Origin of the sequence: Sphingopyxis panaciterrae (genome assembly GCF_011762125.1) — a bacterium.
Lineage (GTDB): Bacteria > Pseudomonadota > Alphaproteobacteria > Sphingomonadales > Sphingomonadaceae > Sphingopyxis > Sphingopyxis panaciterrae.
This window is the reverse complement of sequence record NZ_JAASQN010000008.1, coordinates 65,190-91,212: the sequence shown is the minus strand read 5'-3', so window position 1 is coordinate 91,212 and position 26,023 is coordinate 65,190. Positions and strand designations below refer to the sequence as shown.

17 protein-coding genes are annotated in these 26,023 nt (G+C 66.1%); 11 read left to right on the top strand and 6 right to left on the bottom strand.

All coding sequences use genetic code 11. The features are described 5' to 3' along the window. Positions 1 to 320 precede the first annotated feature (320 nt). From FHR22_RS20885 to FHR22_RS20860, 6 genes are read left to right on the top strand one after another with little or no spacing between them, the layout of a single operon-like run. Positions 321 to 3,674, top strand: coding sequence for a TonB-dependent receptor domain-containing protein (locus FHR22_RS20885; protein WP_166945934.1), 3,354 nt, complete (start codon positions 321 to 323; stop codon positions 3,672 to 3,674). A gap of 43 nt (positions 3,675 to 3,717) precedes the next feature. Next, complete coding sequence (locus FHR22_RS20880) at positions 3,718 to 5,688, top strand: S9 family peptidase (RefSeq protein WP_166945931.1); 1,971 nt, start codon at positions 3,718 to 3,720, stop codon at positions 5,686 to 5,688. Then, positions 5,685 to 7,496 (top strand): DUF885 family protein, encoded by a 1,812-nt coding sequence (locus FHR22_RS20875; protein ID WP_166945927.1) that lies wholly within the window; start codon positions 5,685 to 5,687, stop codon positions 7,494 to 7,496. Before FHR22_RS20880 ends, FHR22_RS20875 begins: the two co-directional genes overlap by 4 nt. Next, positions 7,493 to 9,301: a DUF885 domain-containing protein gene (locus FHR22_RS20870; RefSeq protein WP_166945924.1), complete on the top strand. Its 1,809-nt coding sequence runs from the start codon at positions 7,493 to 7,495 to the stop codon at positions 9,299 to 9,301. Before FHR22_RS20875 ends, FHR22_RS20870 begins: the two co-directional genes overlap by 4 nt. Next, positions 9,298 to 10,521, top strand: a complete 1,224-nt coding sequence (locus FHR22_RS20865) for a M1 family metallopeptidase (RefSeq protein WP_166945920.1) — start codon at positions 9,298 to 9,300, stop codon at positions 10,519 to 10,521. The genes FHR22_RS20870 and FHR22_RS20865 overlap by 4 nt, the downstream gene beginning before the upstream one ends. Next, complete coding sequence (locus FHR22_RS20860; protein ID WP_166945918.1) at positions 10,518 to 11,627, top strand: dipeptidase; 1,110 nt, start codon at positions 10,518 to 10,520, stop codon at positions 11,625 to 11,627. The genes FHR22_RS20865 and FHR22_RS20860 overlap by 4 nt, the downstream gene beginning before the upstream one ends. Here FHR22_RS20860 and FHR22_RS20855 read toward each other — a convergent pair. From FHR22_RS20855 to FHR22_RS20835, 5 genes are read right to left on the bottom strand one after another with little or no spacing between them, the layout of a single operon-like run. Next, on the bottom strand, positions 11,601 to 12,440 hold the full coding sequence (locus FHR22_RS20855) for an ABC transporter permease (RefSeq protein WP_166945916.1): 840 nt from the start codon (positions 12,438 to 12,440) through the stop codon (positions 11,601 to 11,603). The two genes, FHR22_RS20860 and FHR22_RS20855, sit on opposite strands and share 27 nt — an antisense overlap. Further along, positions 12,437 to 13,573: an ABC transporter permease subunit gene (locus FHR22_RS20850; protein ID WP_208417851.1), complete on the bottom strand. Its 1,137-nt coding sequence runs from the start codon at positions 13,571 to 13,573 to the stop codon at positions 12,437 to 12,439. The genes FHR22_RS20855 and FHR22_RS20850 overlap by 4 nt, the downstream gene beginning before the upstream one ends. Before the next feature lie 37 nt (positions 13,574 to 13,610). Further along, positions 13,611 to 14,660, bottom strand: a complete 1,050-nt coding sequence (locus FHR22_RS20845; protein WP_166945912.1) for a polyamine ABC transporter substrate-binding protein — start codon at positions 14,658 to 14,660, stop codon at positions 13,611 to 13,613. Continuing rightward, entirely contained in the window at positions 14,657 to 15,778 is a 1,122-nt protein-coding gene (locus FHR22_RS20840) for an ABC transporter ATP-binding protein (protein ID WP_166945910.1), read from the bottom strand. The genes FHR22_RS20845 and FHR22_RS20840 overlap by 4 nt, the downstream gene beginning before the upstream one ends. Then, positions 15,775 to 16,977, bottom strand: coding sequence for an aminotransferase-like domain-containing protein (locus FHR22_RS20835; RefSeq protein ID WP_166945907.1), 1,203 nt, complete (start codon positions 16,975 to 16,977; stop codon positions 15,775 to 15,777). Before FHR22_RS20835 ends, FHR22_RS20840 begins: the two co-directional genes overlap by 4 nt. Before the next feature lie 151 nt (positions 16,978 to 17,128). Between FHR22_RS20835 and FHR22_RS20830 the strand changes: the two genes are divergently transcribed. The 5 genes from FHR22_RS20830 to FHR22_RS20810 are packed head-to-tail and all read left to right on the top strand — an operon-like array spanning position 17,129 to position 23,196. Then, complete coding sequence (locus FHR22_RS20830) at positions 17,129 to 18,538, top strand: amidohydrolase (protein ID WP_166945905.1); 1,410 nt, start codon at positions 17,129 to 17,131, stop codon at positions 18,536 to 18,538. Beyond that, positions 18,535 to 19,818 (top strand): amidohydrolase family protein, encoded by a 1,284-nt coding sequence (locus FHR22_RS20825; RefSeq protein WP_166945903.1) that lies wholly within the window; start codon positions 18,535 to 18,537, stop codon positions 19,816 to 19,818. The genes FHR22_RS20830 and FHR22_RS20825 overlap by 4 nt, the downstream gene beginning before the upstream one ends. After that, entirely contained in the window at positions 19,815 to 20,537 is a 723-nt protein-coding gene (locus FHR22_RS20820) for a hypothetical protein (protein ID WP_166945901.1), read from the top strand. Before FHR22_RS20825 ends, FHR22_RS20820 begins: the two co-directional genes overlap by 4 nt. Positions 20,538 to 20,539: 2 nt before the next feature. Further along, positions 20,540 to 21,940: an amidohydrolase family protein gene (locus FHR22_RS20815; RefSeq protein ID WP_166945899.1), complete on the top strand. Its 1,401-nt coding sequence runs from the start codon at positions 20,540 to 20,542 to the stop codon at positions 21,938 to 21,940. Then, on the top strand, positions 21,937 to 23,196 hold the full coding sequence (locus FHR22_RS20810; RefSeq protein ID WP_166945897.1) for an amidohydrolase family protein: 1,260 nt from the start codon (positions 21,937 to 21,939) through the stop codon (positions 23,194 to 23,196). Before FHR22_RS20815 ends, FHR22_RS20810 begins: the two co-directional genes overlap by 4 nt. On the opposite strand, the gene FHR22_RS20805 is transcribed toward FHR22_RS20810, so the two are convergent. Further along, complete coding sequence (locus FHR22_RS20805; protein WP_166945895.1) at positions 23,193 to 25,997, bottom strand: M16 family metallopeptidase; 2,805 nt, start codon at positions 25,995 to 25,997, stop codon at positions 23,193 to 23,195. The genes FHR22_RS20810 and FHR22_RS20805 overlap by 4 nt on opposite strands. Between the last annotated feature and the right edge of the window lie 26 nt (positions 25,998 to 26,023).

Here is a 26,023-nt window from a genome sequence, read left to right as displayed (position 1 = left end):
GCGGCCCCCGCCTTCGCGGGGGCGACGGTTTTTAGTCGGCGTGGGAATGTCTTCAATCCACCCCAAAGCCGCCGTTTCCACAAGGGCAGGCGCAGTCTGGCTTGCCGACCCCGGTGCTTGCGCCCGACATGTTTCATCGCCAGGCGTGGAAATCGCGATATATGGCTGCCCGTTCGTGGCCATTTTGCGTCGAACCTCGACGCGGCTGCAATTGCGTGCGGACCCAAGTAGCGGATTTCCACACGCCGTCGCTCATTTGCCTTAGGAAGCGCGTGATCGCTCCGGGGCAAAAGGGAGGCAAGACGATGAGGTGGGGGCAAGTGAGCCGATTGAATTCGCGCACGGTGCTGATGGCCGGGGTGGCGGCATCGATGCTTTGGGCGGCGCCCGCCGTCGCGCAGGAACGCCAGCGTTATTCGATTCCCGCAGGCGACGCCGCACAGACGGTGCAGCGCCTTGCGGTCCAGTCGGGCGTGCAGGTCATGGTTCCCGACGCCGATCTTTCGGGGATCAAGACCAACGCGGTGAACGGCAATTATACGCCGATCGAAGCGCTGCGCCTGATGCTCGCGAACAAGGGGCTGGAAGTTGTCCGGAGCGCCAATGGCGCGGTGGTCATTCGCCGCGCGGCGGAACGCCCGCAGGCGAGCGCGGGCAGCGAGACGACCGGCGAGGACATCATCGTCACCGGCTCGCGCATCCTGCGCGCCGGTTTCGACACGCTGCAATCGGCGATGGTCGAGGACAGCAAGCAGATCGAAAAGCGCGGTTATGTGAACGTCGCCGAAGCGCTGGAGGCGAACCCGCTGTTCGGGACGTCGGACAGCAGCGCGGTGGGCGGAAACCAGGCGATCAACGGGACCGGACAGCGGTTCGTCAACATGTTCAGCCTGGGATCGCAGCGGACGCTCACCCTGGTCAACGGGCGCCGTTTCGTGTCGGCGAATTCGGCGGCGGCGAGCGGCAACGCCTCGGCGGGGTCGCAGGTCGATCTCAACCTGATTCCCGCCGGCCTGGTCGACCGGGTCGAAACGATCGCGATCGGCGGCGCGCCGATCTATGGGTCCGACGCCATCGCCGGGACGGTCAATATCATCCTCAAGGATAATTTCGACGGCCTGCAGATATCGGGGCTCGCGGGGATCAATGAAGACGGCGATTCGCGGCAATATGCGATCCGCGGCCTCGCCGGCACGAACTTTTCCGAAGGCCGCGGCAATATCGTCGTCGGGGCCGAATATACGCGGCAGAGCGGCCTTTTGTATCGTGACCGTTTCGGCGGCTTCAAGAACACCATCGCCAATCCCGACAATGTCAATTCGTCGGACGGCATTTCGGCGCTGAAGGTCGTCGACGATTATCGCTACGCGATCTTCAACGAAGGCGGGCTGCCCTATTTCGATTCGGGCGCCGAAGGCCTCTTGGGCTTCGACGGGCCGGGCTTGTCCCTGCCGCGATTCGGCGTTGCACCGAACGGAAACTATATTTTCGACGCGCAGGGGCGGCCGCTGCAGTTCGGTCCGGGTGGTAACCTGGTGCCCTTCAACGTCGGTACGGTGGTCGAGGACGTGCTGGCCCCAACCGGGCTTGGCTCCTTGCCGCTCGGAACGTCGGGCGGCGACGGGTTCAGCCTTGCCGACAATACGTCGCTGCTGACGCCGACCTATCGCGTGCTCGGCAATCTGCTGGCGCATTATGATATCACGCCCGACATCCGCGTTTTCTTCGAAGGCGCCTATGCGCACAGCAAGGTCGTTCGCCTGTCCGATCTGACGTCGCTGTCGGCGCCGGGACTGATCGGCGGGCCGAAGCTGACCTTCTCGGTCGACAATCCGTTCCTGTCGGACCAGGCGCGCTCGATCCTGCAGGCGAACGGGCTCACCACCTTCAACCTCAACCGCAACCTCAACGATGTCGTCCAGCGCAAGCCGCAGCAGACGGTGCAGAATCTCTATCGTTTCGTTGGCGGGGTCGAAGGCAAGTTCGATGTCGCGGGCGAGCGCTGGAACTGGGACGTTTCGTACAACTACGGCCGTGTCCGCAACAATTCGCAGGTCAATTATATCAACCCCGAACGCTTCCTTGCCGCGGTCAACGCGGTCGAGGGGCCCGGCGGCACGATCATCTGCGGCGGCGCCGCGCCTGCCGGCTGCGTCCCGATCAACCTGTTCGGCTATGGCTCGCCCAGCGCCGAGGCATCCGAATATGTCAGCGAGTTGGGGCGTTCGAAGAGCACGAACACCCAGACCGTGCTGACCGCCAATCTGGGCGGCAAGCTGCCGTTCGGGATTGCGAGCGAGCATGTCGCGTTCAACATCGGCGTCGAGCGCCGCGTCGAAAAGGCGGTCTTCGAACCCGATGCGGTCCTGCAGGCGGGCGACCGGCTGCTCGGCGACGGGATCGGCGCCTATTCGCCGGTCAAGGGCAAATTCGGGACCAAGGAAGTTTACGGCGAGCTCGTCGTGCCGCTGGTTTCGGCCGATCAGGATTTCCCGCTGATCCGCAGCGCCGAATTCGACGGCTCGATACGTTATGTCGATCATTCGCTCGCGGGCGGCGCGGTGACCTGGTCGGCCGGCGGCCGCATCTCGCCGAAGCTTGGCGGAATCGGCGAAGGGCTGACCTTCCGCGGCGTCTATACCCGCGCGATCCGCTCGCCGGCGGTCAGCGAATTGTTCACCGGCATCTCGCCGGTGACCAACACGCTCGCCGATCCGTGCGGCAACAATAATTTCGACCGCGGCAACAACCCCGCTGTCCGCACCGCCAATTGCGCCGCGGCGCTTGCCGCGGTCGGGGCACCGGCACCGGGGGTGTTCGATCCGACGACCGACAATCGCTCGGTCTCGGGCACCGTGTCGGGCAATCCCGCGCTCGACAATGAAAAGGCGAAAAGCTGGTCGCTCGGCCTGGTCTACCAGCCGCCGGCGATCCCCGGCTTCCGGTTCGCGGCCGACTGGACCGACGTTCGCCTGACCGGCGGCATCGAGAATCTCGACATCAATTCGCTGATGGCGTCCTGTTACGACAGCGCCGAATATCCGACGACCACCGCTTGCAGCTCGTTCCGCCGCCTGACCGCCGAAGACATCGCTTCGGGCAACGGAACGGGCGGTGCTGCCCGCAACCCGGGCGATATCGCCGGGGGCTTCAACACCGGCTTCGTCAACACCTCGACGCTGCACTTCGCCGGGCTGATCGTCGCTGCCGATTATAATCTCGACATCAGCGGTATCGCACCGAGTTCGGACGGCCGCAATTCGATGCGGTTCGGGACGAAGCTTTTCTATACCGATACCTTCGAACAGGTGCTGTTCGACGGCCAGCCGGTGACCCAGGCCGCCGGGACGGTCGGGCTGCCGAAATGGCGCGTTCAGGGCAACATCGGCGCGACGCTTGGCGAAGTCGATCTCGACGTCCAGATCCTCTGGCGCGACAAGACGAAATTCAGCCTGATCCAGACGATCGAGGATACGCCGGTCAATAACGTCGGCTCCTACACGCTGGTCAACGGAACGATCGGCTTCAACGTCGACGACCGCTTCCGGTTGCAGCTGATCGTCAACAATATCTTCGACCGCGACATTCCCTATGCCGCGATCGTCCGCCGTGCCTTCGGCTCGTTCGACTTCCTCGGGCGCAGCTACATGGTGACGGCGAGCGCCACCTTCTGACGATCTTCCGGGGCGGCGCGTCCGTGCCGCCCCGGACACCCATATGAGGGACAAGATGCGCAAATATCTGCTGCTCGGCATCGCCATGGCCTGCCACGCCGTCCCCGCCCTTGCCGGCGAGGCGCCATCCAAAAGCTACACGATCGAGCAACTGATGGATTCTGATGTGATCGGCGGCCTGTCATGGTCGCCCGATGACAAAAAGCTGATCTTCACCAGCAACCGCACGGGCATCGCCAATATCTATGAAATGCCGTCGGGCGGCGGCAAGGCGACCGCGCTCACCAACTCGGTCAAGGAGACGGTGAACGCGATCGGCTATTTCCCGGCCGACGCGCGCATCCTCTTTTCGAGCGATCAGGGCGGCAATGAACTCGCGCATATCTATGTCCGCGAGCCGGGCGGCACGACGCACGACGTGACCCCCGGCGCGAAGCATGTCGCGCGCTTCGTCGAATGGGCGCAGGACGGCAAAAGCTTTTTCGTCCAGACCAATGAACGCGACCCGCGCTACTTCGACCTCTACGAGATTCAGGCCGACGGCTATGCCAAGACGCTGTTGTTCGAAAACGACAAGGCGTATCAGGTCCGCGCGGTCAGCCCCGACCGCCGCTATGTCGGATTGAGCCGCATCGTCGATAATGCGACGAAGCATTGCTATGTCTACGACCGCAATGCGGCCAAGCTGATCCAGCTCACCGCCGAGGGCAAGCCCGTCGCGTGCGAGCCGCAGGTCTTCGCCGGCACGAGAGCGGGTACGGGCGCGCAGCTTTTCTACACCACCGACGACGGCGGCGAATTCGCCTTCCTCGTTCGCCAGGACCTGAGCACCGGCGACCGCGTCACCGTGTTCAAGCCCGAATGGGACGTCGAGGGCGCGAACCTGTCGCGCGACGGCGGGACCTTGATCGTGTCGGTCAACGCGGATGCACGGTCGCGTCCCTATCTGTTCGACGCCGCGACCTTCAAGCCGCGGCCTTTCGCCGATCCGATGCCGGGCGCGAGCGTCGGCCTGCTCCTCGCCAATCACGCTACGAAGGCGCTCGTCAGCGCCTCGAACGGTGCCACGCCGGGCGAAATCCTGCTGCTCGACCTTGCTTCGGGCCAGCGGACGCCTCTCCTCAATGCGCGCGCACCCGGCGTGGCGCCCGGCGATCTGGTCGCGGGCGAGGTCGTGCGCTTCCGGTCCTATGACGGCGTGACCGTGCCCGGCATCCTCTATGTGCCGAAGGGCGCGAAGAAGGGCGATGCGCTCCCCGCGGTAATCCACGTCCACGGCGGCCCGGGCGACGAAAGCCGTATCGGCTATCGCCCCTTGCAGCAATTTCTCGCCAACCACGGCTATGTGGTGTTCGAGATCAACAATCGCGGCAGCAGCGGGTCGGGCCGCACCTTCTATCATCTGGACGACCGCAAGCATGGCGATGCCGACCTCGACGACGTCGTCGCGGCGAAGAAGATGCTCGCCGCCACCGGCTATGTCGATCCGGCCAAGGTCGTGATCCAGGGCCAGAGCTACGGCGGTTATATGACGCTCGCCGGGCTCGCCTTCCGCCCCGATGCTTTCGCCGCCGGGGTCGACATCTACGGCGTCTCCAACTGGCCGCGCCTGCTGGCCAACACGCCAAGCTGGTGGGAAGATCTGCGCCGGCTGCTGTTCACCGAAGTCGGCGATCCCGCGAAGGATGCCGAATATCTCCGCAAGATTTCGCCGGTCTTTCACGCGGAAAATATCAAGAAACCGCTGCTCGTGCTGCAGGGTGCGAACGACCCGCGCGTGCTGCCCGTCGAATCCGAGGATATCGTCGCCCGGGTGAAGGCGAACGGCGTCCCGGTCGACTATGTCGTTTTCAACGACGAAGGCCATGGCTTCCGCAAAAAAGCAAACCAGATCACCGCCTATCGCAAGATACTGGATTTCCTCGACACGCATGTGAAGCGGGCCGCGGCAAAGGCGCCGCCCGCCGAGCAGGCGAGCATCTCGCCGCTCGGCGACTTCCCGATCGGCCAGTGACCGGTTTTCGTCTCAGCCGCCGCGAGATGATCGCGGCGACCGCCGTCGTCGCGGCGACGCCCGCCTGGGCCGGGGCACCGGATGAAAGCGCGCGCCTCGACGCCTTCTTCGAAAGCGTCTTTCAGCGCGATCTGGCGCGGAACCCTGCGGCGCAATCGTCGATGGGGATCAAGGGCGGCGCGGCGGGCTGGTGGCCTGACGTCGGCGAGGCGCGCGCCGAAGAGAATGTCGCGCTGGTGCGGCGCGACCTTGCCGAACTGAAGCGCTTCGACCGCGCGGCGCTGGACCCGCAGGCGCAGCTCAGCTACGATCTTTTCGCCTATGACGCCGAGGAAGCGATCGAGCGGCATCGCTGGCGCGGCAATCATTATCCGGTGTGCCAGATGCGCGGACCGCAGCGCGATATCCCGCAAACGCTGATCAACAACCATGCGATCGAGAGCGTCGCTGACGCCGAGGCCTATGTCGCGCGGCTGCACGCGGTGCGCCCCTATCTCGCCGCCGTGGTCGCCGGGCTCGAGCGTCAGGCCGCGAACGGCGTCGCGCCGCCCGCCTTTGCGATTCCGCTGGTGGCCGGCAATTGCGAGAAATTGATCACGGGCGCGCCGTTCCGGCCGGGCACCCCCGACAGTCCGATCCTCGCCGATTTTCGCGGCAAGATCGCTAGGCTTGCGCTGGCGGACGCCGCGAAGATCCGGTTGCTGAAGGCGGCCGAGGCGGGACTGGTCGAAGGCTTCGGCCCCGGCTTTCGCCACCTGATCGCCTATCTGCGCACCGGTTCATGCGGCGCCGACTGCAACGATGGTGTCTGGCGGCTGCCCGATGGCGATGCTTATTATGCCGCGCAGCTCCGCTGGAACACGACGCTGCCGCTTTCGCCCGCCGAGGTGCACCGCGTCGGGCTCGAAGAGACCGCGCGCCTCCACGGCGAGATGCGCGCGGTGATGAAGCGCGTGGGCTTTTCGGGCACGCTCGCCGAACTTTTCGTGCACGTACGCACCGACGACCGTTTCTATTACCCCGGCACAGCGGACGGGAAGGCGGCCTATCTCGACGCGATGCGCGCAAAAATCGCCGCAGTAACGGCGCGGCTGGGCGAGCTCACCAACCACGTCCCGAGCGCCGAGGTGCTGGTGAAACCGGTCGAACCCTGGCTCGAGGCATCGGCGGGTACCGCAGGCTATTTCGCGCCGTCGGCTGACGGGTCGCGCCCGGGCATCCTCTACGTCAACACCCGCGACATGCGGAACCTGCCGATCTTCGAACTGTCGGCGCTCTCCTATCACGAAGGCGTGCCGGGCCATCATCTCGAAAAGGCGGTGACGCGCGCGCTGACCGGGCTGCCGAAATTCCGGGCGTTCGGCGGCTATACCGCATTCAGCGAAGGCTGGGCGTTGTTCGCCGAGCAATTGCCGATCGACATGGGGCTTTACGACGATCCGTGGCAGGAGTTCGGGCGGCTCTCGATGGAATTGATGCGCGCCGGTCGCCTTGTTACCGACACCGGCGTTCATGCGCTGCGCTGGAGCCGCGAGCAGGCGGTGGCGTGGCTCGACGATAATACGCCAGCGAACCATGCCGACAATGTCACCGCGATCCAGCGCTATATCGTCACCCCGGGGCAGGCCTGTGCCTATGAGATGGGCAAGCTGAAGCTCGTCGACCTGCGCGACCGCGCGCGGTCGAAGCTGGGCGCAGGGTTCGATCTGCGCCGCTTCAACGACCGGGTGCTCGGCAGTGGACCGCTGCCGTTGCCAATGCTCGACGCGCAGATCGACGCATGGATCGCGAAGGGAGGACAGGCATGATCAGCCGGCGGAATTTCATCGGTTCGGCCGCGCTCGCCAGCGCGACGCTGCTCGCCCCGCCGGTGTTCGCGATCCAGACCGATGAAGATGCGCGGCTCGACGCCTTTTTCGAGGCGGTCTTCCAGCGCTCGCTCGATCGCAGCCCGACGCGCCAGTCGGCGCTCGGTATCCGCCGCGATCAGGATAAATGGGACGATATCAGCGAAGCGCGCGAGATCGAGGATCACCAGCTCCGCGAAGCAGACCAGACCCGGCTGAATGCCTTCGACGTCGCGAAACTTTCACCACAGGCGCGGCTCAGCCACCGCATGTTCGCGCGCTCGACCGAGCTCGCGCTGCGCGACTTCCCATGGCGCCACCACGATTATGTGATGACCCAGATGGGCGGCATGCACACGCGCGTGCCGAGCACGCTCACCAACAGCCACCCGATTGCGAGCAAGGCCGACGCTGAAGCCTATATCAAGCGGCTCGATGGCGTCGCGCCGCTGATGGTGCAGGCGGTCCAGCGGCTGGCGGCGCAGGAGGCGAAGGATATTCGCCCGCCGCGCTTCGTCTACGGCCTCGTGCTCGAACCGTGCCTCAACCTGCTCAAGGGGGCGCCCTTCGAAGGCGAGGGCGACAGCCCGATTCTCGCCGACTTCCGCGGCAAGGTTGCCAAAGCGGAGCTGTCCGACGCCGAGCGTGCGGATCTTCTCGCGCGCGGTACCGCAGCGCTGCAGGGCGGCTTCGCGACCGGCTATCGCACGCTGATCGCGCATCTGCGCGCCGCCGAGGCGAAGGCCGACGAGACCGCCGGAGTCTGGAAGCTGCCCGGCGGGCAAGCCTATTATGCGGCGCAGCTCGAAAGCTATACGACCTTGCCGCTAAAGGCGGCCGAGGTTCACGCGCTCGGCCTCAAAGAGGTCGCGAGCATCCACGACGCGATGCGCGCGATCATGAAGCAGACCGGTTTCGCGGGCGATCTCCAGGCCTTTTTTGCGTTCATGCGCAGCGACCCGCGCTTCTATCATCCCGACACCGACGCCGGCCGCGCCGCCTATGTCGCCGAAGCCAATGCCCTGCTCGACGAAATCCGGGCGCGACAGGACGAATTGTTCGATCATCTGCCGAAAGCGCCGGTCGAGGTCCGCCCGATCGAGGCGTGGCGTGAGCAATCGGCACCCAAGGCGCATTACCGCAACCCGCCGCAGGACGGATCGGCGCCGGGCATTTTCTACATCAACCTTTCCGACATGAAGGCGCAGCCGCGCTACCAGCTTGCCGCGACCCTCTATCACGAAGCGATCCCGGGGCATCATGTCGAAACCTGCATCGCGCACGAGATGGAGGGACTGCCGAAGTTTCGCCGCTTTGCCAGCATTGCCGCCTTTTCCGAGGGCTGGGGGCTCTATTCGGAGCTGCTGCCGAAGGAGATGGGGCTTTATGCCGACCCCTATTCGGACTTCGGCCGCCTGTCGCTGTCGCTGATGCGCGCGTGCCGGCTCGTCGTCGATACCGGCATCCATTCGCTGCAATGGACGCGCGAACAGGGCATCGCCTATTTCGACGCGAACATGCCATCGAGCCATTACGACAATCAGCGCGAGGTCGAGCGCTATATCGTCATCCCGGGACAGGCGACCTCCTATTATATTGGGATGCAGAAGATCATCGAACTACGCAGCCGCGCCCGCGAACGGCTTGGCGATCGCTTCGATCTTCGCCGCTTTCACGACATCACATTGGGCGCCGGGCCGCTGCCGTTGCCGCTGCTCGACGAACGTATCGACGCATGGATCGCCGGGGGAGGACAATCGGCATGAAGAATATGATTGCGCTGCTGCTGGCGCTCGGCGGATCGGCCGCGGCGCATGCGGCGCCACCGCATTACGACGTCGCGGCGAAATTCGATCCGCAGGGCGCGCTCGAAGCCGACGTGACGATCACGCTCAGCGAAGCCGAAGCCGAAAAGGACTTTCTGCTATCGGACCGCTTTGCGCTCCAGCCGATGGATTTGCCGCCGGGCGTGACGATGTCGGTCGAGCCGTCGGCGTCGCCGATGCCGGCGCTCAACAAATATATGTTCCACTTCGCCAAGCCCAGCGCGGATCCCGTCAAGCTGCGCTTCCGCTATGCCGGACCGATCCTCACCGAGCATGATAGCGGCAACAAGCCGCTGCGGCCCGAAGGCTATGAGCTGTTCATCGACCATATGTGGTTTCCGGTTGGCGCCGATGTTCAGACGCGTTTCACCGTCGACGCGACGATCGACGGGCTTGCACCTGACCTGGTCGTCGTTGCGCAGGGCGATGTGACGCGGACCCCGACCGGGGTGCGCATTCACCGCGATTTCCTCGACATCGATTTGCCGATGGTCGCGATGCACGGATTGCAGCGTGCCGACGCGCATGGCGTCGAATTCTACGCCCGGGACCTTTCGACCCAGCTGTCGGGCTGGTACGTCAAGCATGCCGAGGGCGCGGCGCGCTATTTCGAGGCAATGTACGGCCCGTTGCCGCGCAAGGTGCGCATGGCACAGGTCTGGCGCGACCGCTCGATGGGCTACGCGCGCACCGCTTATACCGTCTTGTCCGAAGGCGGGCGGAACACGCCCGACATCACCGAAGTCAACCCCGGCCGCTATGTCGCGCATGAGGTCGCGCACGCCTGGTGGATGCTGGCCAGCCCGCTGACCGACGATTTCTGGCTCGTCGAATCCGCCGCCGAATATATGTCGATGCGGTACGTCGAGCACGCTTTCGGGGCGGCAGAGCTGGCGAAGAATGTCGCGGCCAAGCGCGATGCGACGAAGGAAGCGGGGCCGGTGATGGGGCACGGCCGGCCGAATCGTATCCAGCTTTATGGCAAGGGGCCGCTGCTCCTCCTCGACCTGGAACATCGCATCGGCCGCCCGGCGATGGACCGGCTGATGATCGCGATGGCGAAGGAGCCCGTCCACACGACGCCGGTCTTCCTGAAACATCTCACGGAAATCGCCGGCGCCGATGCCGCGCGCGAATTCGAAACGGCGCTCCACACATGACCGTCTCGCGCCGCGCGCTGATCGGCGGCGCGGCCGCGCTGGTATTGGCGGGGCCGGTGCGCGCCACCGATTATGGAGCGGGGCGCTATGGCAAGGCGATGGTCATCGACGGGCTGTCGTCGCTCGGCGGCCTCGGTCCGAAAGCGCCCGGCATCGCCGCGCAGCTCGCTGCCTATCGCGCCTCGGGACTGACCGCGATCCACCAGACGGTCGGCGCGGCCGGGAGTACGCCGGGGCGCTATGAGGAAACGTTGCGCCGCATCGCGCGCTATACGCGCTTCATCCAGGCGCTGCCCGATCATCTGCTGCACATCCGCACGATGGCCGACCTTCGCGCCGCGCAGGCGAGCGGGCGCCTCGGCGTGATCTTCGGTTTCCAGGATAGTGTCCCGCTCGAAACCGAAGTGGAGCGGCTCGACCTCTTCGATGTCCTCGGGGTGCGTGTGGTCCAGCTCACCTATAACAAGCGCAACCTCGTCGGCGACGGCTGTCTCGAACCCGGCAACGCCGGGCTCAGCGACTTTGGCCGCGAGGTGGTGGCGGGGCTTAACGCGCGGCGGATGATCGTCGACGCGAGCCATGCGGCGCAGCGCACGATTGCCGAGGCGATCGCGGTCTCGGCGGCGCCGATCGCGATCAGCCACACCGGCTGCCGCGCCCTTAACGACGTGCCGCGCAATACGACCGACGCCGAGCTGCGGGCGCTTGCCGACAAGGGCGGTGTTGCCGGCATCTATTTCATGCCCTTCCTGCGCGCGAGCGGCCAGCCGCGCGCCGACGACGTCATCCGCCATATCGAGCATGCGGTGAAGGTCGCGGGTGAGGATCATGTCGCGCTCGGCACCGACGGCGGCATCCGCGGGGTCGAGCTCGATGCCGAATATGCCGAGGGCCAGCGCCGCTTCTACGAAGAGCGCAAGGCGCTGGGCATTGCGGCGCCGGGCGAGGCGCCCGACGTCTTCAACCTGGTCCCCGAATATAACGAGCCGGCGCGCTTCCTGAAGCTGGCCGACGATTTGGCCGCGCGCGGCTGGCCGGCGCGGCGGATCGAAAAGCTGCTCGGCGCCAATTTTGCGCGGCTATGCGCCGAGGTCTGGGGCGGCTGATCCCGCCCGCATCCGCTCGCCGCGGCGGCGGAGCAGTTCGGCGGTCCCCAGCAGCAGCGTCGATGCGATCACCAGCAGCGTCGCCGCCGCCGCGATCGCCGGACTGACCTGTTCGCGCACCCCTTCGAACATCTGGATCGGCAGCGTGCGCTGCTCGGGCCCGGCGATGAACAGCGCGATCGTCGTCTCGTCGAACGACGTCATGAACGCGAAAACCGCGCCCGCGGCGATCCCGGGCGCGATCAATGGTGCCAAAATGCGTAACAGCACCGTCACCGGCGGCGCCCCCAGGCTGGCCGCCGCCCGCAGCAATTCAAGGTCCAGTCCGCGCAGCGAAGCGTGCACGACGATCACCACAAAAGGCAGCGCCAGCGCGCTATGCGCGACGATCAGCCCGACCGGCCCGTTCACCAGCCCCAGCGGCGCAAACAGGAAATAGAAAGCGATCGCGACGACAACGACCGGGACCACGAGCGGCGCGGTAATAATCGCGACAATCAATGTCTTCGCGCGCGAGCGCATATAAGCGAGCCCGATCGCGGCGAGCGTGCCGAGCGGGGTGGCGATCAGCGTTGTCGCGACGGCGATCTTCAGGCTGTTGCCGAAAGCGTGCGTCCATTGCGGCGACTCCGCGAGGGTCCGGTACCAGCGCAGCGACAGCGCTTCCTGCGGAAAGACCAGGAAGCTGCCGGGGTTGAGCGACAGCGGGATGACCGCGAGGATCGGCAGCACCAGAAAGGCAAAGATCAAGGTGCAAAGGGCGATGAGCAATGCCCTTCCGATCCGTTCCGACCGCGAGCGATAGCCGCTCATGCCGGCACCGTGCGGGCAAGCGTCCGCCCCGCGAACAGCATCAGCAGCAGCGGTACGAGCAGTAACAGGCTGAGCGCCGCCGCCATGCCCCAGTTGAGTGACTGGTTGGTGTAAAAGGCGATCGAAGCGCTGATCATCTGGTCGGCGCCGCCGCCGACGAGCGCGGGGGTGACGTAGTAGCCGAGCGCGAGGGTGAAGACGATGATCGCGCCCGCCGCCACGCCCGGCAGCGTTTGCGGCAGATAGACTTTCAGGAAGGCGCGAAGCGGGGTCGCGCCAAGCGAGCTCGCCGCACGCATTGCGACCGGCGAAATCCCCTTCATCACGCCGTAGAGCGGCAGGATGAGGAAGGGCAGCAGCACATGCGTCATCGCGATATAGACCCCCAGCCGGTTGTAGATGAGCTGCACCGGCGCATCGATCAGCCCGATATTCTGAAGCGCATGGTTGACGACCCCATTGGTCTGCAGAAGCACTGCCCACGCTGCGGTGCGGACGAGGGCGGAGGTCCAGAAGGGGAGGAGGACCAGGATGAGCAATGGATTGGCTTTCCGATCGGGAAGCGAGGCGAGCAGATAGGCGATCGGATAGCCGAGGATGACGCAAAACAACGCGACGAGAGCGCTGATCTTGAACGTTCGCAGATAGATGTTGGCGAACACCGCTTGCTCGGGCGCGACGCTGATGACGCGGTCGTCATTGTCGAGGCGCCGGTCGAGCGCCGCGAGCAGGTAATGGCTGGTGAACGGTCCGTCGGCATGCCGCATCGCCGCCCAGATGCCCGGCTGGCCCCAGCGCGGATCGATCCGTGCGAGCGCGGCGACGCTGTCGCCGGGAACGCCGGACAGCAGCATGTCGGCGGTTCCGTAGAGCAGGCTGCGCGATCCGACCATGTCGTAGTTCAGACGGTTGGCGACGCGGTTGAGCGTTCCGGCCTGCCGGGCGGTGATCATATCGCGTGCCACCTCATGCGCGAGCGCATCGGGCGGCAGGCCGCGGCCGTCCCATTGCCGGAGCGCTGCGGCACTTTCGGGCCACACGGTGTGAAGCTCGCGGTCGGTGACGGCGCGCGACAACATCAGCAACACAGGCAGGACGAAGCTGGCGAGCAGGAACAGCAGCAGCGGCGCCACGAGGGCAAACGCCCACCAGCGCCGGGGCGCCGCGGACCTAGCGTGCGACCCAGGCATTGAATCGCTGGGTGAGCTGATCGCCATATTCGACCCAGAAATTGGCATCGAGTTCGAGCGCGTCGGTCATGTTGGCGGGATCGCTCGGCGTATCCTTCTTGAGCGCGGGGTCGGCGAGGCGGTTCGCCTCGACATTTGTCAGGCCGGTCGGAATATAGCTGGCGAGCCGCATCTGGTTTTCGGGACGCGTCATGTAGCGGAGCAGTTGTGCCGCTTCGGCGCGGCGCGGGCTGTTGGCGAGGATGACCCAATAATCGACGGCATAGATGTTGCCGTGCCAGTCGAGCTTGAAGTTGCGGCCTTCGGTACGGTTCGCAACGATCAGGCGGCCGGGGCTGGTTACCGACATGACAACCTCGCGCGACCCGAGGAGATCGGGAACCTGCGAGATCGACGACCACCATATGACGTGCGGCTTGATCTGGTCGAGCTTGCGAAAGGCGCGGTCGACACCCGCCGGGGTGCGCAGTGTCGGATAGACCTGATCGGCGGGAACCCCATCGGCCATCAGCGCGAATTCGAGCGAATATTTGGGTGTCTTGCGCATGCCGCGCTTGCCGGGGAAGCGTTTGACGTCCCAGAAGTCGGCCCAGCTTTGCGGACCCGGCCCCTTGATGCGATCGCCGTCGTAGCCGATCACATAGGACCAGAGCATCGCGCCGACGCCGCAATCGTGAACGGCCGAAGGAAGAAAGGCCTTGCGGCCGCCGAGCGCGGCCCAGTCGAGCCGCTGGAACAATCCCTCTTCGCAGCCGAGAATCAAATCTTCGGTTTCGACCTGCACGATGTCCCAGCTGGCATCGCCGCCGACCACCTTGGTGCGGATGACCCCGACGCCGCCGCGCCAGCTGTCTTCGCGGAGCGCGATCCCGGTACTTTTGGTGAAGCCGTTCCAATAGGCCTGCCGGTGCGCATCCTGCGATGATCCGCCCCAGCCGACCACCGTCAGCGGGCGGAGCTCGGAGCTTGAATTGCACGCGGCTGCGGCGAGCATCGCCAGCGCGCCGCATATGCGCAATGCGACCTTCATATCCTGTTTCCCGTAGAAACGCCGGTGATATCGGGTACGGGAAATGCGAAGCAGCGGTCGCTGCACCAGCCGATCGGCAGCCGGTCCGATACGGCGATCCCGTCCCGGCTTGGCGTACGGATGACCAGCGATCCCCCGCCGTCGAGCTCCGCGCGGATGCGGCTATGATCGCCGTGATAGACAAGTTCGCCGATGCGGGCGTCGAGCGTGTTGCAACGAGAAGGCTGGTTATCGCCGGTTTGGACATGTTCGGGACGGATGGCGGCGACGACATCGTCGCCCGCCGCGATGTCGCCCGTCGCCACGGCATGTAAGATCTGGCCGCCAGGCAGGCGGATCGTGCATTGCCGATCCTGCCGCGTGACAACTGTCGCTGACAACATGTTATTTTCACCCACGAATCCCGCGACGAAAGCGTTGGAGGGATAGTCGTAAATCTGTTCGGGGCTGCCGATTTGCTGGATCGATCCGTCGGCGAAAACCGCGATGCGGTCCGATAAGGTCAGCGCTTCGCCCTGATCGTGCGTGACATAGACGATGGTGAGACTAAGCGCGCGCTGGATACGCTTGATCTCTGCCTGGAGATGTTCGCGGAGCTGGCGGTCGAGCGCGCCCAGCGGTTCGTCCATCAGCACGAGATCGGGTTCGAAGATCAGCGCGCGCGCGAGGGCGACGCGCTGACGCTGGCCGCCCGACAGCGCGTCGGGACGGCGATCACCCAGCCCATCGAGTCTGACCAGCGCTAGCGCGGCGTCGACCTTTTCCTTGGCAGCGGCGCCCTTGATCTTGCGCACGCCGAGCGGGAAGGCGAGGTTTTCGGCAACGCTCATATGCGGGAACAGCGCGTAATTCTGGAATACGACGCCCATGTTGCGCTTGTAGGGCGGCCGGTCGGCGAGCGATTTTCCTTCAAGCAGGATATCGCCCGCACTCGGCGCCTCGAACCCTGCGAGCATCATCAAGGTCGTCGTCTTGCCCGAACCCGAGGGGCCGAGCAGCGTCAGAAACTCGCCGCGCTCGACGGTCAGGTCGAGCCGCGTCACCGCCGCGCGCGCGTCGGCGCTATAGCGCTTTTCGACGCCGCGAAACTCGACAAGCGGTTGGCCGGGGGAGGTCATTCGCCGGCGATCGACCGGTAGACGGCGCCAAGCCGCGCGATTCCGTTCGCGATCTGATCGAGCGTCGTGAAGCTGAAGGCCAGGCGAATATGGTTGCGCGGAATGTCGGCACCGGTGCTCGCGAAGAAGCGGCTGCCGGCGATCAGGTGGATGCCCGCTTCGCCCGCCTTTGCGGCGAGCATGTCGCCATCGACATGGGGCGGCAGCGACAGCCAGACATAATAGCCGCCGGCAGGGATGGCGATCCGCGCCCCGGGCAGTTCGCGTTCGACCGCGGCGACGATGCCGTCGCGCCGCTCGCAATAGGCGGCCTGAACCCGTTCGATATGCGCGGGAAAGTCTGCCGAGCGGGCGAACTCATAGATGATCCGCTGGATAAGCGGCGACGAGCCGCCTTCGGACTTGAGCTGGATCATCCGCGCGATCAGCGCCGGTTCGGCGGCGACCCAGCCGATGCGTAGCCCGGGTGCGACGAGTTTGGAAAAGGTGCCAAGATGAAAGACGTTGCCCGACCGGTCGAGCGCCTTCAGCAACGGTTCGTCGGCCCCTTCGAAACGGACCCGGCGATAGGGGCTGTCTTCGACGATCGGGATGCCGCGCGCCTCGGCGAGCGCGACGAGCGCGACGCGGCGTTCGGCCGACATGGTGGCGCCGGTGGGATTATGGAATTCGGGAATATTATAGATCAGCTTGGGCAGCGCGCGGCCTTCCGCCGCCCGCGCATCGAGCGCCGCCGCGAGCGCCGCGACGTCGAAGCCGTGCGCATCCTGGCCGACCTCGACGAATTCGACGCCATAATTGCGAAAGATCGGGATCGCGGTGAAATAGGTTGGAGCAGTGACGACGATCGCGTCGCCTTCGTCGAGCAGCAACCGGCAAATCAGGTCGATACCCTGCTTTGCCCCGTTGGTGACCAGGATATGGTCGGGGGTCAGCGCGCAACCATCGGCATTCATCCAGTCGCACAGCCATTCGCGCAAATAGGGCTGGCCGCGGCCCGACGCATATTGCAGCACTTCCTCGCGATGGTCGGTCAGCGCGCGCTGCGCGAGCGCGCCAAGGGCGGGCAACAATTGCGGCGCGGCGAAGCCTGAATCGAACAGGATCGTTTCTTCGCCGAATTCGGACGGGAAATGCGGCGCCGGCATGCGGGCCGAAAGCGTCTTTGCCCGACGCGCCAGACGATCGTCATTGAACAAGATTGGCCCCTCCTCGAACGCCGCATCGGTAAAAGCGGCTCACCCTGCCCAAGACGATGATCCGCCGTGACGAATCCGCCATCGCCGCCCGATCAAAAAGCAAGTGGCGGATTTGATGCGCCCGTCGCTCGTTCAGGCGGGGAGGCACCAAATGGGGCTGGCAGATAAATTGTTACGCGGCGGCCGGGCGACGACACTGACGACGACACTGGCGACGGCGCTGATCTTTACGGGCGGCGGCGCGTTTGCCGCGCCGGACGCAGCGCCGCGCGATGCGTTTCCGAGCACCTATCAAGCTGCTGCCCAGCCGCCCTTTGCAATTGTTGGCGCAACGGTGCTGACCGGGACGGGGGCGGAGATCGCCGATGCGACGGTGCTGGTCCGCGACGGTTCGGTCGAAGCGGTCGGGGCGAAACTGCCGGTGCCCGAAGGCTATGTCGAGATCGACGGGCGCGGCAAATGGGTGACGCCGGGCATCATCGATGCGCATTCGCATCTGGGCGTCTATCCGTCCCCTGCGACGCCGTCGCACGAGGATGGCAATGAGGCGGTCGCGCCGAATACCGCCGAGGTGTGGGCCGAACATTCGGTCTGGCCGCAGGACCCGAAATTCCGGCTTGCCCGCGCCGGCGGGGTGACCAGCCTGATGATCCTGCCCGGGTCGGCCAATCTGTTTGGCGGCCGGTCGGTGACCTTGAAGAACGTCCCCGCGGTGACGACGCAGGGCATGAAATTCCCGCATGCGCCCTATGGCCTTAAAATGGCGTGCGGTGAAAATCCGAAGCGCGTCTACGGCAGCAAGGGCCGGTCGCCCGCGACCCGGATGGGCAATGTCGCGGGTTATCGCAAGGCGTGGATCGACGCCGCCGACTATGCGCGCAAATGGGACAAATGGGAAAAGGACGGCCGTGCCGGCGATCCGCCCAAGCGCGACCTGCAGCTTGAAACGCTTGCCGGGGTGCTGAACGGCGAAATCCTGGTCCAGAATCACTGTTACCGGGCCGACGAGATGGCGGTGATGATCGATGTCGCGCGCGAGTTCGGTTACAAGATCCGCGCTTTTCATCATGCAAACGAAGCCTTCAAGATCGCGCCGTTGCTCGCGAAGGAGGATATTTGCGTCGCGACCTGGGCGAACAGCTGGGGCGCGAAGATGGAATCGCTCGACGGTATCGAGGAAACCGCGCCGATGATCGACGCCGCGGGCGGCTGTGCGATTATCCATTCGGATGACGGGCTGCTGATCCAGCGGCTCAATCAGGAAGCGGGGATCGCGATGACCGCGGCCAATCACGCCGGCCTGTCGATTTCGCGCGGCGAAGCGATCAAGTGGATCACCGCCAACCCCGCGAAGGCGATGGGGATAGCCGATCGCGTCGGCACGCTCGAGCCGGGCAAGATGGCCGACGTCGTGCTGTGGAGCGCGAACCCGTTCAGCGTTTATGCGCTGGCCGACCGCGTCTGGATCGACGGCGTGCCGATGTGGGATCGCAGCGATCCGCGCTATCAGGCGCCGTCCGATTTCCTGCTCGGCCAGCCGGGGCAGGAGTTCGCCCGATGATCCGCGCCGCAACCGCCGCGCTGCTGGCGTGCGTCTTCACGCTGCCGGCCGCTGCCGAGACCGTCGCGATCACCGGCGGCCGCGTCGTCACCATGGGACAGAGCGGCGAGATCGAGCGGGGAACGGTGGTCGTTCGCGACGGCCGGATCGTTGCGGTCGGCGCGCATGTCGCGGTCCCACCGGACGCGAAGATTATCGATGCGACCGGCAAGACGGTGACGCCGGGGCTTGTCGCGTCGGGCACCGCGCTCGGGCTGATCGAGGTCCGCACGGTCGAGACGACCGACGATCGCGGGACCAGCGCACGCGACCTGAGCGCGGCTTTCGATGCGGGTTATGGGCTTAATCCGGACTCGCTGCTGATCCCGGTCGCCCGGCTGGGCGGGATCACGCGCGCGATCGCAACCCCGGCCTATGACGACAAGGCGGGCCGCGAATTGTTGTTCGCGGGGCAGGCGGCGGCGATCGCGCTCGACGGGGCGCCGATGCTGATGCGGCGCGGGGTCGCGATGGTGCTCGAAATGGGCGACGCCGGTGCGGAACGCGCGGGCGGTGCGCGCGCGGCGGAGTTGGTCGCGCTTCGGGCGATTTTTGCCGAGGTGCGCGATTTCAAGGCGCGCCGCGCCGCCTATGATCGCGGCGAAACGCGTACTTACACGCTTTCGCGCGCCGATCTGGAGGCGTTGGTCCCGGTGGTCGAGGGGCGAATGCCGCTGCTCGTCAGCGTCAATCGCGCGTCGGACATCCGCGACGTTCTGGCGCTGGCGCGGAGCGAGCGGCTGAAGCTGATCCTCGAAGGCGCCAGCGAGGGGTGGCGCGTCGCATCCGACATCGCCGCGGCGGGCGTGCCCGTGCTGGTGACCCCGGTCGAAAATACGCCAGCCTCGTTCGAAGCGCTCGGCGCGACGCTGAGCAACGCGCGCCGACTTGGCGAGGCGGGCGTCACCGTCGCGATCCAGGGCAATGGCAATCATCGCGAGCGCGAGATGCGATATAATGCCGGCAACGCGGTCGCGAACGGGCTCGACTGGCAGGCCGGGCTGGCCGCGATCACCATCAACCCGGCGCGCATCTTTGGCCTGTCCGATCGCATCGGGTCGCTTGACCCCGGCAAGGACGGCGATGTCGTCGTCTGGGACGGCGATCCGCTCGACACGCTGGCGCGCCCGGTCGCGGTGCTGATCCGCGGCGCCGAACAGCCGATGCATTCGCGCGCGACCGAACTTCGCGACCGTTATCTTCCTACCGTCCTTTCGCCTGCCAATGGAGAAAAGCCATGAATGCCAACAAGCTGCTCGTCCTTTATTCGGGCGTGCTGACCGCCGCGCTCGCCTTCGGGCTTGCGACCAATGCCGGGGCCGGCACCGCTCCCGCCAAGGCGGCGTTCGACGAGATCGACGTCAAGCGGATCAACGTCCGCGAGGATGACGGCACGATCCGCATGATCGTGTCGAACACCAGCCGGTCGCCCGGGATCATCATGCACGGCAAGGAACGCCCGCATCCCAGCGGCAACCGCGGCGCCGGCATCATCTTCTACAACAATGAGGGGTCCGAAAACGGCGGCCTGACCTTCAGCGGCCAGAAGGGCCCCGACGGCAAAGTGTCGGGCGGCGGGCATCTGAGCTTCGACCAATATGAGCAGGATCAGGTGATCCAGCTGACCCAGAATGAATATGACGGCAAGCGGTGGGCGGCGATGGTGGTCAACGACCGGCCCGAAGACGCGCTCGATTTCGACATGGCCGAGCGTATCTCGAAAATGCCCGAGGGGCCGGAGCGGACCGCGGCGCTACAAAAGATACAGGCGGACGGCACCTTTGGCCGCCAGCGGCTCTATGTCGGCAAGACACGCGATCGCGAGTCGGCGGTGATGCTGAGCGACGCGATGGGGCGCCCGCGCATCATGATGAAGGTCACGCCCGACGGGAAGGCGTCGATCGACTTCCTCGATGAAAAGGGCGCCGTGCTCCGTTCGGTGAGCCCCGACGCGAAATGAGGATGCGCGCGATCACCGTCATCGCGGCGATCGCGCTCGCCGGATGTGCGGCGGGCGAGCGTCCGCAGCCGTCCGTCGCGCCGACCGCCGAAGCCTCTGCGCCGCCGATCGACCGCGATCCCTATCCCAGCACCTATCGCGCGCCGGCGGCGGGCCAGGTCGCGCTGGTCGGCGCAACGGTGCTGACCGCGACGGGGGACGAGATCGCGAACGGCACGGTGCTGATGGACGGCGGCAAGATCGTGGCGGTGGGCGCTGGGCTTACTGTGCCCGACGGCTATGCGCGCATCGACGCGCGTGGCAAATGGGTGACGCCGGGGGTGATCGACGCGCATTCGCACCTCGGCGTGTGGTCGCAGCCCGACAGCGTCGAGGCGAATAACGACGTCAACGAAATGACCGATCCTAATACCGCGCAGGTGTGGGCCGAACATTCGATCTGGCCGCAGGATCCGGGGTTCGACACCGCGCGCGAGGGAGGGGTGACGACGATGATGGTGCTGCCGGGGTCGGGCAATTTGTTCGGCGGCCGCACGGTGACGCTGAAGAATGTGCCGTCGGTGACGATGCAGGGCATGAAATTTCCCGGCGCGCCCTATGGGCTGAAGATCGCATGCGGCGAGAATCCCAAGCGCGTCTATGGCGGGCGCGGGCGTTCGCCGGCGACGCGGATGGGCAATGTCGCGGGCTATCGCAAGGCGTGGATCGACGCGCAGGATTATGCCCGCCGCTGGGACAAATGGGAAAAGGGCGGGCGCGTCGGCGATGCCCCGAAACGCGACCTGCAACTCGAAACGCTCGCCGGGGTGCTGAAGGGCGAGATTCTTGTCCAGAACCATTGCTACCGTGCCGACGAAATGGCGAACATGATCGATATCGCGCACGAATTCGGTTTCAGGATCCGCACCTTCCACCACGCGAACGAGGCGTACAAGATCGCGCCGCTGCTGGTGAAGGAAGATATCTGCGTCGCCACCTGGACGAACTGGTGGGGATACAAGATGGAGGTGTTCGACGCGCTGGAGGAAAATGCCGCGCTTGTCGACGCCGCCGGCGGCTGCGCGATCATCCACTCGGACGATCCGGTCCTGATCCAGCACCTGAACCAGGAAGCCGCGGCGGCGCTGTCTTCGGCATGGCGTGCGGGCATCCGGATCACCAAGGCCGATGCGATCCGCTGGTTCACCGCTAATCCGGCGAAGGCGCTCGGCATCGCCGACAAGGTCGGCACCCTCGAGGCCGGCAAGAACGCCGACGTCGTGCTGTGGAGCGCCGATCCGTTCAGCATCTATGCCCGCGCCGAAAAAGTGTGGATCGACGGCGGCATCGTCTTCGACCGCGGCGATCCGGCGTATCGGCGCCATTCGGACTTCCTGCTCGGCCAACCCGGAGAAACACGATGACCCGCCGCCTGCTCGCTCTTGCGGCGCTCGCCTTTGCGACCTCGGCCAGCGCCGAGACGATCGCGATCGTCGATGCGCGGCTGATGACGATGACGGCGGCGGGGGAGGTCGAACGCGGCACGATCGTCATCCGTGACGGCCGCATCACCGCGATCGGGCCGGGCGTGGCGGTCCCGGTCGGAGCGCGGGTGATCGACGGGCGCGGGGGCACGGTGACGCCGGGCTTCATCCAGGCCGACAGCACCCTCGGCGCGGTCGAGGTCAGCCAGGTGCCGGCAAGCGCCGACCGGGCTACCCACAGCGCCGCGATCAGCGCGGGCTTCGACATTTCGCTGGGTCTCAATCCCGACTCGATCCTGCTGCCGGTGTCGCGGCTGGCGGGGATCACCCATGCGGTGACGACGCCGCTCTACGACGACCGCGGCGGCCGCGACCTCCAGTTCGCGGGACAGGCGGCGGTGATCGACCTGGCACAGCGGCCCGATATGGTGACGCGGCCGCGCGCCGCGATGGTGCTCGAAATGGGCGAGGGCGGGGCCGAACGCGCCGGTGGCGCGCGCGGATCGGCGATCGTCGAACTGAAGGCGACGCTGGCCGATGTGCGGCATTTCGCGGCGCACCGCGTCGCTTATGATCGCGGCGAAGGGCGCCCGCAAAAATTGTCGCGGGTCGACCTCGAAGCCTTGATCCCGGTTGCGGAAGGGCGGATGTCGCTGATCGTCAAGGTCGATCGGGCATCGGATATCCGCGAAATCATCGCGCTCGCGCGAGAGGAGAAGCTGCGCGTCATTTTCGACGGAGCGGAAGAAGGATGGCGCGTCGCGGCCGATATCGCCGCGGCGAAGTTCCCCGTCATCCTCGATCCGCTCGCCGATTTGCCGCACAGCTTCTCCGAACTCGGCGCGACGATGGAAAATGCCGCGCGGCTTCATGCCGCCGGGGTGATGGTCATCATCAAGACCGGCAGCGGGGTCGCGCACCGCGCGCGCGAACTGCGCTATGGGGCGGGCAATGCGGTTGCTTATGGTTTGCCGCACGATGCGGCGGTGGCGGCGATCACGGTCAATCCAGCGCGCGTTTTCGGGGTTGCCGACCGGGTCGGGTCGCTCGAAGCGGGTCGGGCAGCCGATCTGGTTCTGTGGAACGGTGATCCCCTCGAGCCGCTGTCGCAGCCGCAGGCGATCTTCGTCGAGGGCGTGGAAAAGCCGTTGACCGCGCGTCCGCTCGAACTGCGCGACCGCTACCTGCCGCGCTAGGGCAGCGGCTTTCCGTCGATATCGATGCGTTCGAGCGCCGGGAAGCGCTCGCGGAGCGCCGCCGTCCATTGTTTGGAATCGCCCGCGACGATGATCGTTGCCCGATCGGTGCGCAGATGTGCTGCGATCGCGGCGGCGACGGCCTCGGGCGCCGGCGGCGCGTTGGCGGACAGTTCGGCCTTTAGCGTGTCCAGCGGCGCGCCTGTCGCGACGAGCGTCGTCAGATAGTCGGCGAGCCCGGCCGCGCGCTCTATCTGGTTCGACAGGCCATTGGCGAGATAGACGCTGCGTTCCGCCGCGCCCGCGCGGTCGACCGGTTCGCGCGAAAGCCGCGCGATCTGGTCGAGGATGAGCTGGGCAACCTCGACCGCCGATTCATTTTTCGTCTGGGTCACGGCCATCAGCACCGCCGCATCGCGACGCGCATCGAGCAGGCTGCCCGCGCCATAGCTGAGCCCGCGCTTGACGCGTATCTCTTGCGTCAGCCAGCCTTGGAAGCCGCCGCCGAGCCGGGCATTGGCAATGCGCAGCGCGGCCCAGTCGGCGTCGCTGCGACCGACGGCCGGAAGCGCCGCGATCACCGCCGCCTGCGCGGTGCCCGGCATATCGATCGCGATGACACGCGGCGCGGCGCTGGTCGGTGCGCGCGACGACTTCTCCCTGACCTCGCCCCCGGTCCACCCGCCGAACACGCGTTCGGCGAGCGCGAAGGCGGCGTCGGGATCGAGCGCGCCGGTGATGACCAATGTTGCGCCGTGAGGGCTCCAGCCGCCTCGCTGCGCGGCGACCACATCGTCGCGCGTTACGGCGCCGAGCGAGGCGGTGGTCGGCACTGCGCCATAGGCTGTTTTGCCGAACATCGCCGCGGGCAGCGCGCGCAGGGCGACCTGCATCGGCTGCTTGGTGCCCACGGCGATTGCTGACAGCTGCTGGTTGCGGACGCTTTCGAATGCTTCCGCTGACAAGGTCGGCCGCATCGCCACATCGGCGAGGATGCGCGCCGCAGCTTCGATATTCGCGGCCGGCGCATTGATCGACAGGACCGTCGCGTCGGGGTCTGAGCTGGCGGCAATCATTCCGCCCAGCGCGGCGATCTCGCTGGCGAGGCGGTCGGCGCTGCGTCCGCCCGCCCCTTTGAGCGCGAGCGCTGCGGCGATATCGCCGCGCCCGGCCTGACCGGCGGGATCGGCGGCGTCGCCGCCATCGATCACCAGCTTGAGCGTCGCGAGCGGTACGTCCGACGATTTGGCGACGACGACGCGGAGGCCGTTCGTGAGCCGCCTTTCGGTTAGTACCGGCAGCGCGGGCGCCACTGCTTGCGCCGGGGCAGGGCGTTTTTCGCGCGCGCTGTCATCGGCGATGACGACAGGCGGCTGGCTGACGGGCGGCACCGCCGGTCCCATCGCCGAGACATCGGCGATGCGGTCCCCCGTATAGCCCGCGGGACGCTGGCTTTCGTCGCGATAGCGCAGCGTGACGCGCTTCGTATCACCAAGCCACGCCGCCGCGACGCGCTGGACGTCGGCGGGCGTCATGCGGCGGATGAGGTCGAGCCGCTTGTCGGCGAGCGCCGGATCGCCGGTCAGCGCCGCGCCGCCGCCGAGTTCATAGGCGCGCCCACGCGCCGTTTCGCGTGCCGCAAGCGCGTCGCCGAACAGACCGTTCTTCGCCGCGCCGAGTTCGGCGGTGCCAACAGGTTCATCGCGGATCCGCTTGAGTTCGCTCGTCAGTGCCGCTTCGGCGTCGGCCATCTCGCGGTCCTTGGCGAGCGTCACGACGAGGGCAAAGGCATGCCCGTCGCGCGCCGGCAGATTGTAGCTGGTGACCGCGGACGCGACGCCCTGTTCATCGACAAGCGCGCGGCGCAGCCGCGACGACGCGCCGCGGGTCAGGATCGCCTCGATCAGGTCGATCCCCGCGGCATCGGCATCGCCGGCGAACGGCGCCCGCCACGCCACTGCGAGCGCGGGGAGCGGAACGTTGGGCGCATAGGCATCGATCGTCCGCGCCGCGATCGGCTTTCCCTTCGCCGGATCGCGCGGGATCGCGCGGGCGGGTTTCGCGATCGAACCGATGTAGCGGTCGGCCCAGGCATCGAGCTTTGCCGGATCGAAATTGCCCGACACGACGAAGACGGCGTTGTCGGGGCGGTAATAGGCCGCGTGGAAGGCCCGCACGTCGGCGAGTTCGGCACGGTCGAGATCGGCGATCGAACCGCCGATTGGCCGCTCATAGGGATGGCCGTCGAAGGTGAAGGCCGGGAGCAGCGTATAGAGGATGCGGCCATAAGGCTGCGAAAGCACCCGCTGGCGGAGTTCTTCCTTCACCACATCGCGTTCGGAGTGAAAGGATTTTTCGTCGATCACCAGATTGCGCAGCCGCTCGCCCTCGAGCCAGAGCATGCCCTCCAGCTCGTTCGCCGGCACGGTGATGTAATAATCGGTATAGTCGAACAGCGTCGACGCATTGGTATTGCCGCCCATCGCGTTGACCGTTTCGAGCACGCCGCCGGGCAGGTTACGCGTCGTCTTGAACATCAGATGTTCGAACAGATGCGCAAAGCCGCCGCGGCCCGGCGGATCGTCGCGTTGGCCGACATCGTACCAGATGTTGATCGAGGCCGTGGCCGTGCTCGTGTCGCGGATCGCATAGAGCGTCGCGCCATTGGCAAGGATGCGCTTGGTGAAATCGAGCCGGGGAACGTCGAGCAGCGCGGGGGCGGCCGCTTCGGTCTGCGCGGTCGCCGAGGCATAGGGCAGGGGGCTCGCGGCGAGCAGCAGGACGGTCAACAGTCGGCGCATCGAAATTCCCCTTGGTTCAGTTGAAA

Excerpts from the sequence above, each read along its gene's own strand:
- FHR22_RS20880 (WP_166945931.1), top strand. The coding sequence starts at position 3,718 with ATGAGGGACAAGATGCGCAAATATCTGCTGCTCGGCATCGCCATGGCC.
- FHR22_RS20870 (WP_166945924.1), top strand. The coding sequence starts at position 7,493 with ATGATCAGCCGGCGGAATTTCATCGGTTCGGCCGCGCTCGCCAGCGCG.
- FHR22_RS20865 (WP_166945920.1), top strand. The coding sequence starts at position 9,298 with ATGAAGAATATGATTGCGCTGCTGCTGGCGCTCGGCGGATCGGCCGCG.
- FHR22_RS20860 (WP_166945918.1), top strand. The coding sequence starts at position 10,518 with ATGACCGTCTCGCGCCGCGCGCTGATCGGCGGCGCGGCCGCGCTGGTA.
- FHR22_RS20855 (WP_166945916.1), bottom strand. The coding sequence starts at position 12,440 with ATGAGCGGCTATCGCTCGCGGTCGGAACGGATCGGAAGGGCATTGCTC.
- FHR22_RS20845 (WP_166945912.1), bottom strand. The coding sequence starts at position 14,660 with ATGAAGGTCGCATTGCGCATATGCGGCGCGCTGGCGATGCTCGCCGCA.
- FHR22_RS20840 (WP_166945910.1), bottom strand. The coding sequence starts at position 15,778 with ATGACCTCCCCCGGCCAACCGCTTGTCGAGTTTCGCGGCGTCGAAAAG.
- FHR22_RS20830 (WP_166945905.1), top strand. The coding sequence starts at position 17,129 with ATGGGGCTGGCAGATAAATTGTTACGCGGCGGCCGGGCGACGACACTG.
- FHR22_RS20825 (WP_166945903.1), top strand. The coding sequence starts at position 18,535 with ATGATCCGCGCCGCAACCGCCGCGCTGCTGGCGTGCGTCTTCACGCTG.
- FHR22_RS20820 (WP_166945901.1), top strand. The coding sequence starts at position 19,815 with ATGAATGCCAACAAGCTGCTCGTCCTTTATTCGGGCGTGCTGACCGCC.
- FHR22_RS20815 (WP_166945899.1), top strand. The coding sequence starts at position 20,540 with ATGCGCGCGATCACCGTCATCGCGGCGATCGCGCTCGCCGGATGTGCG.
- FHR22_RS20810 (WP_166945897.1), top strand. The coding sequence starts at position 21,937 with ATGACCCGCCGCCTGCTCGCTCTTGCGGCGCTCGCCTTTGCGACCTCG.
- FHR22_RS20805 (WP_166945895.1), bottom strand. The coding sequence starts at position 25,997 with ATGCGCCGACTGTTGACCGTCCTGCTGCTCGCCGCGAGCCCCCTGCCC.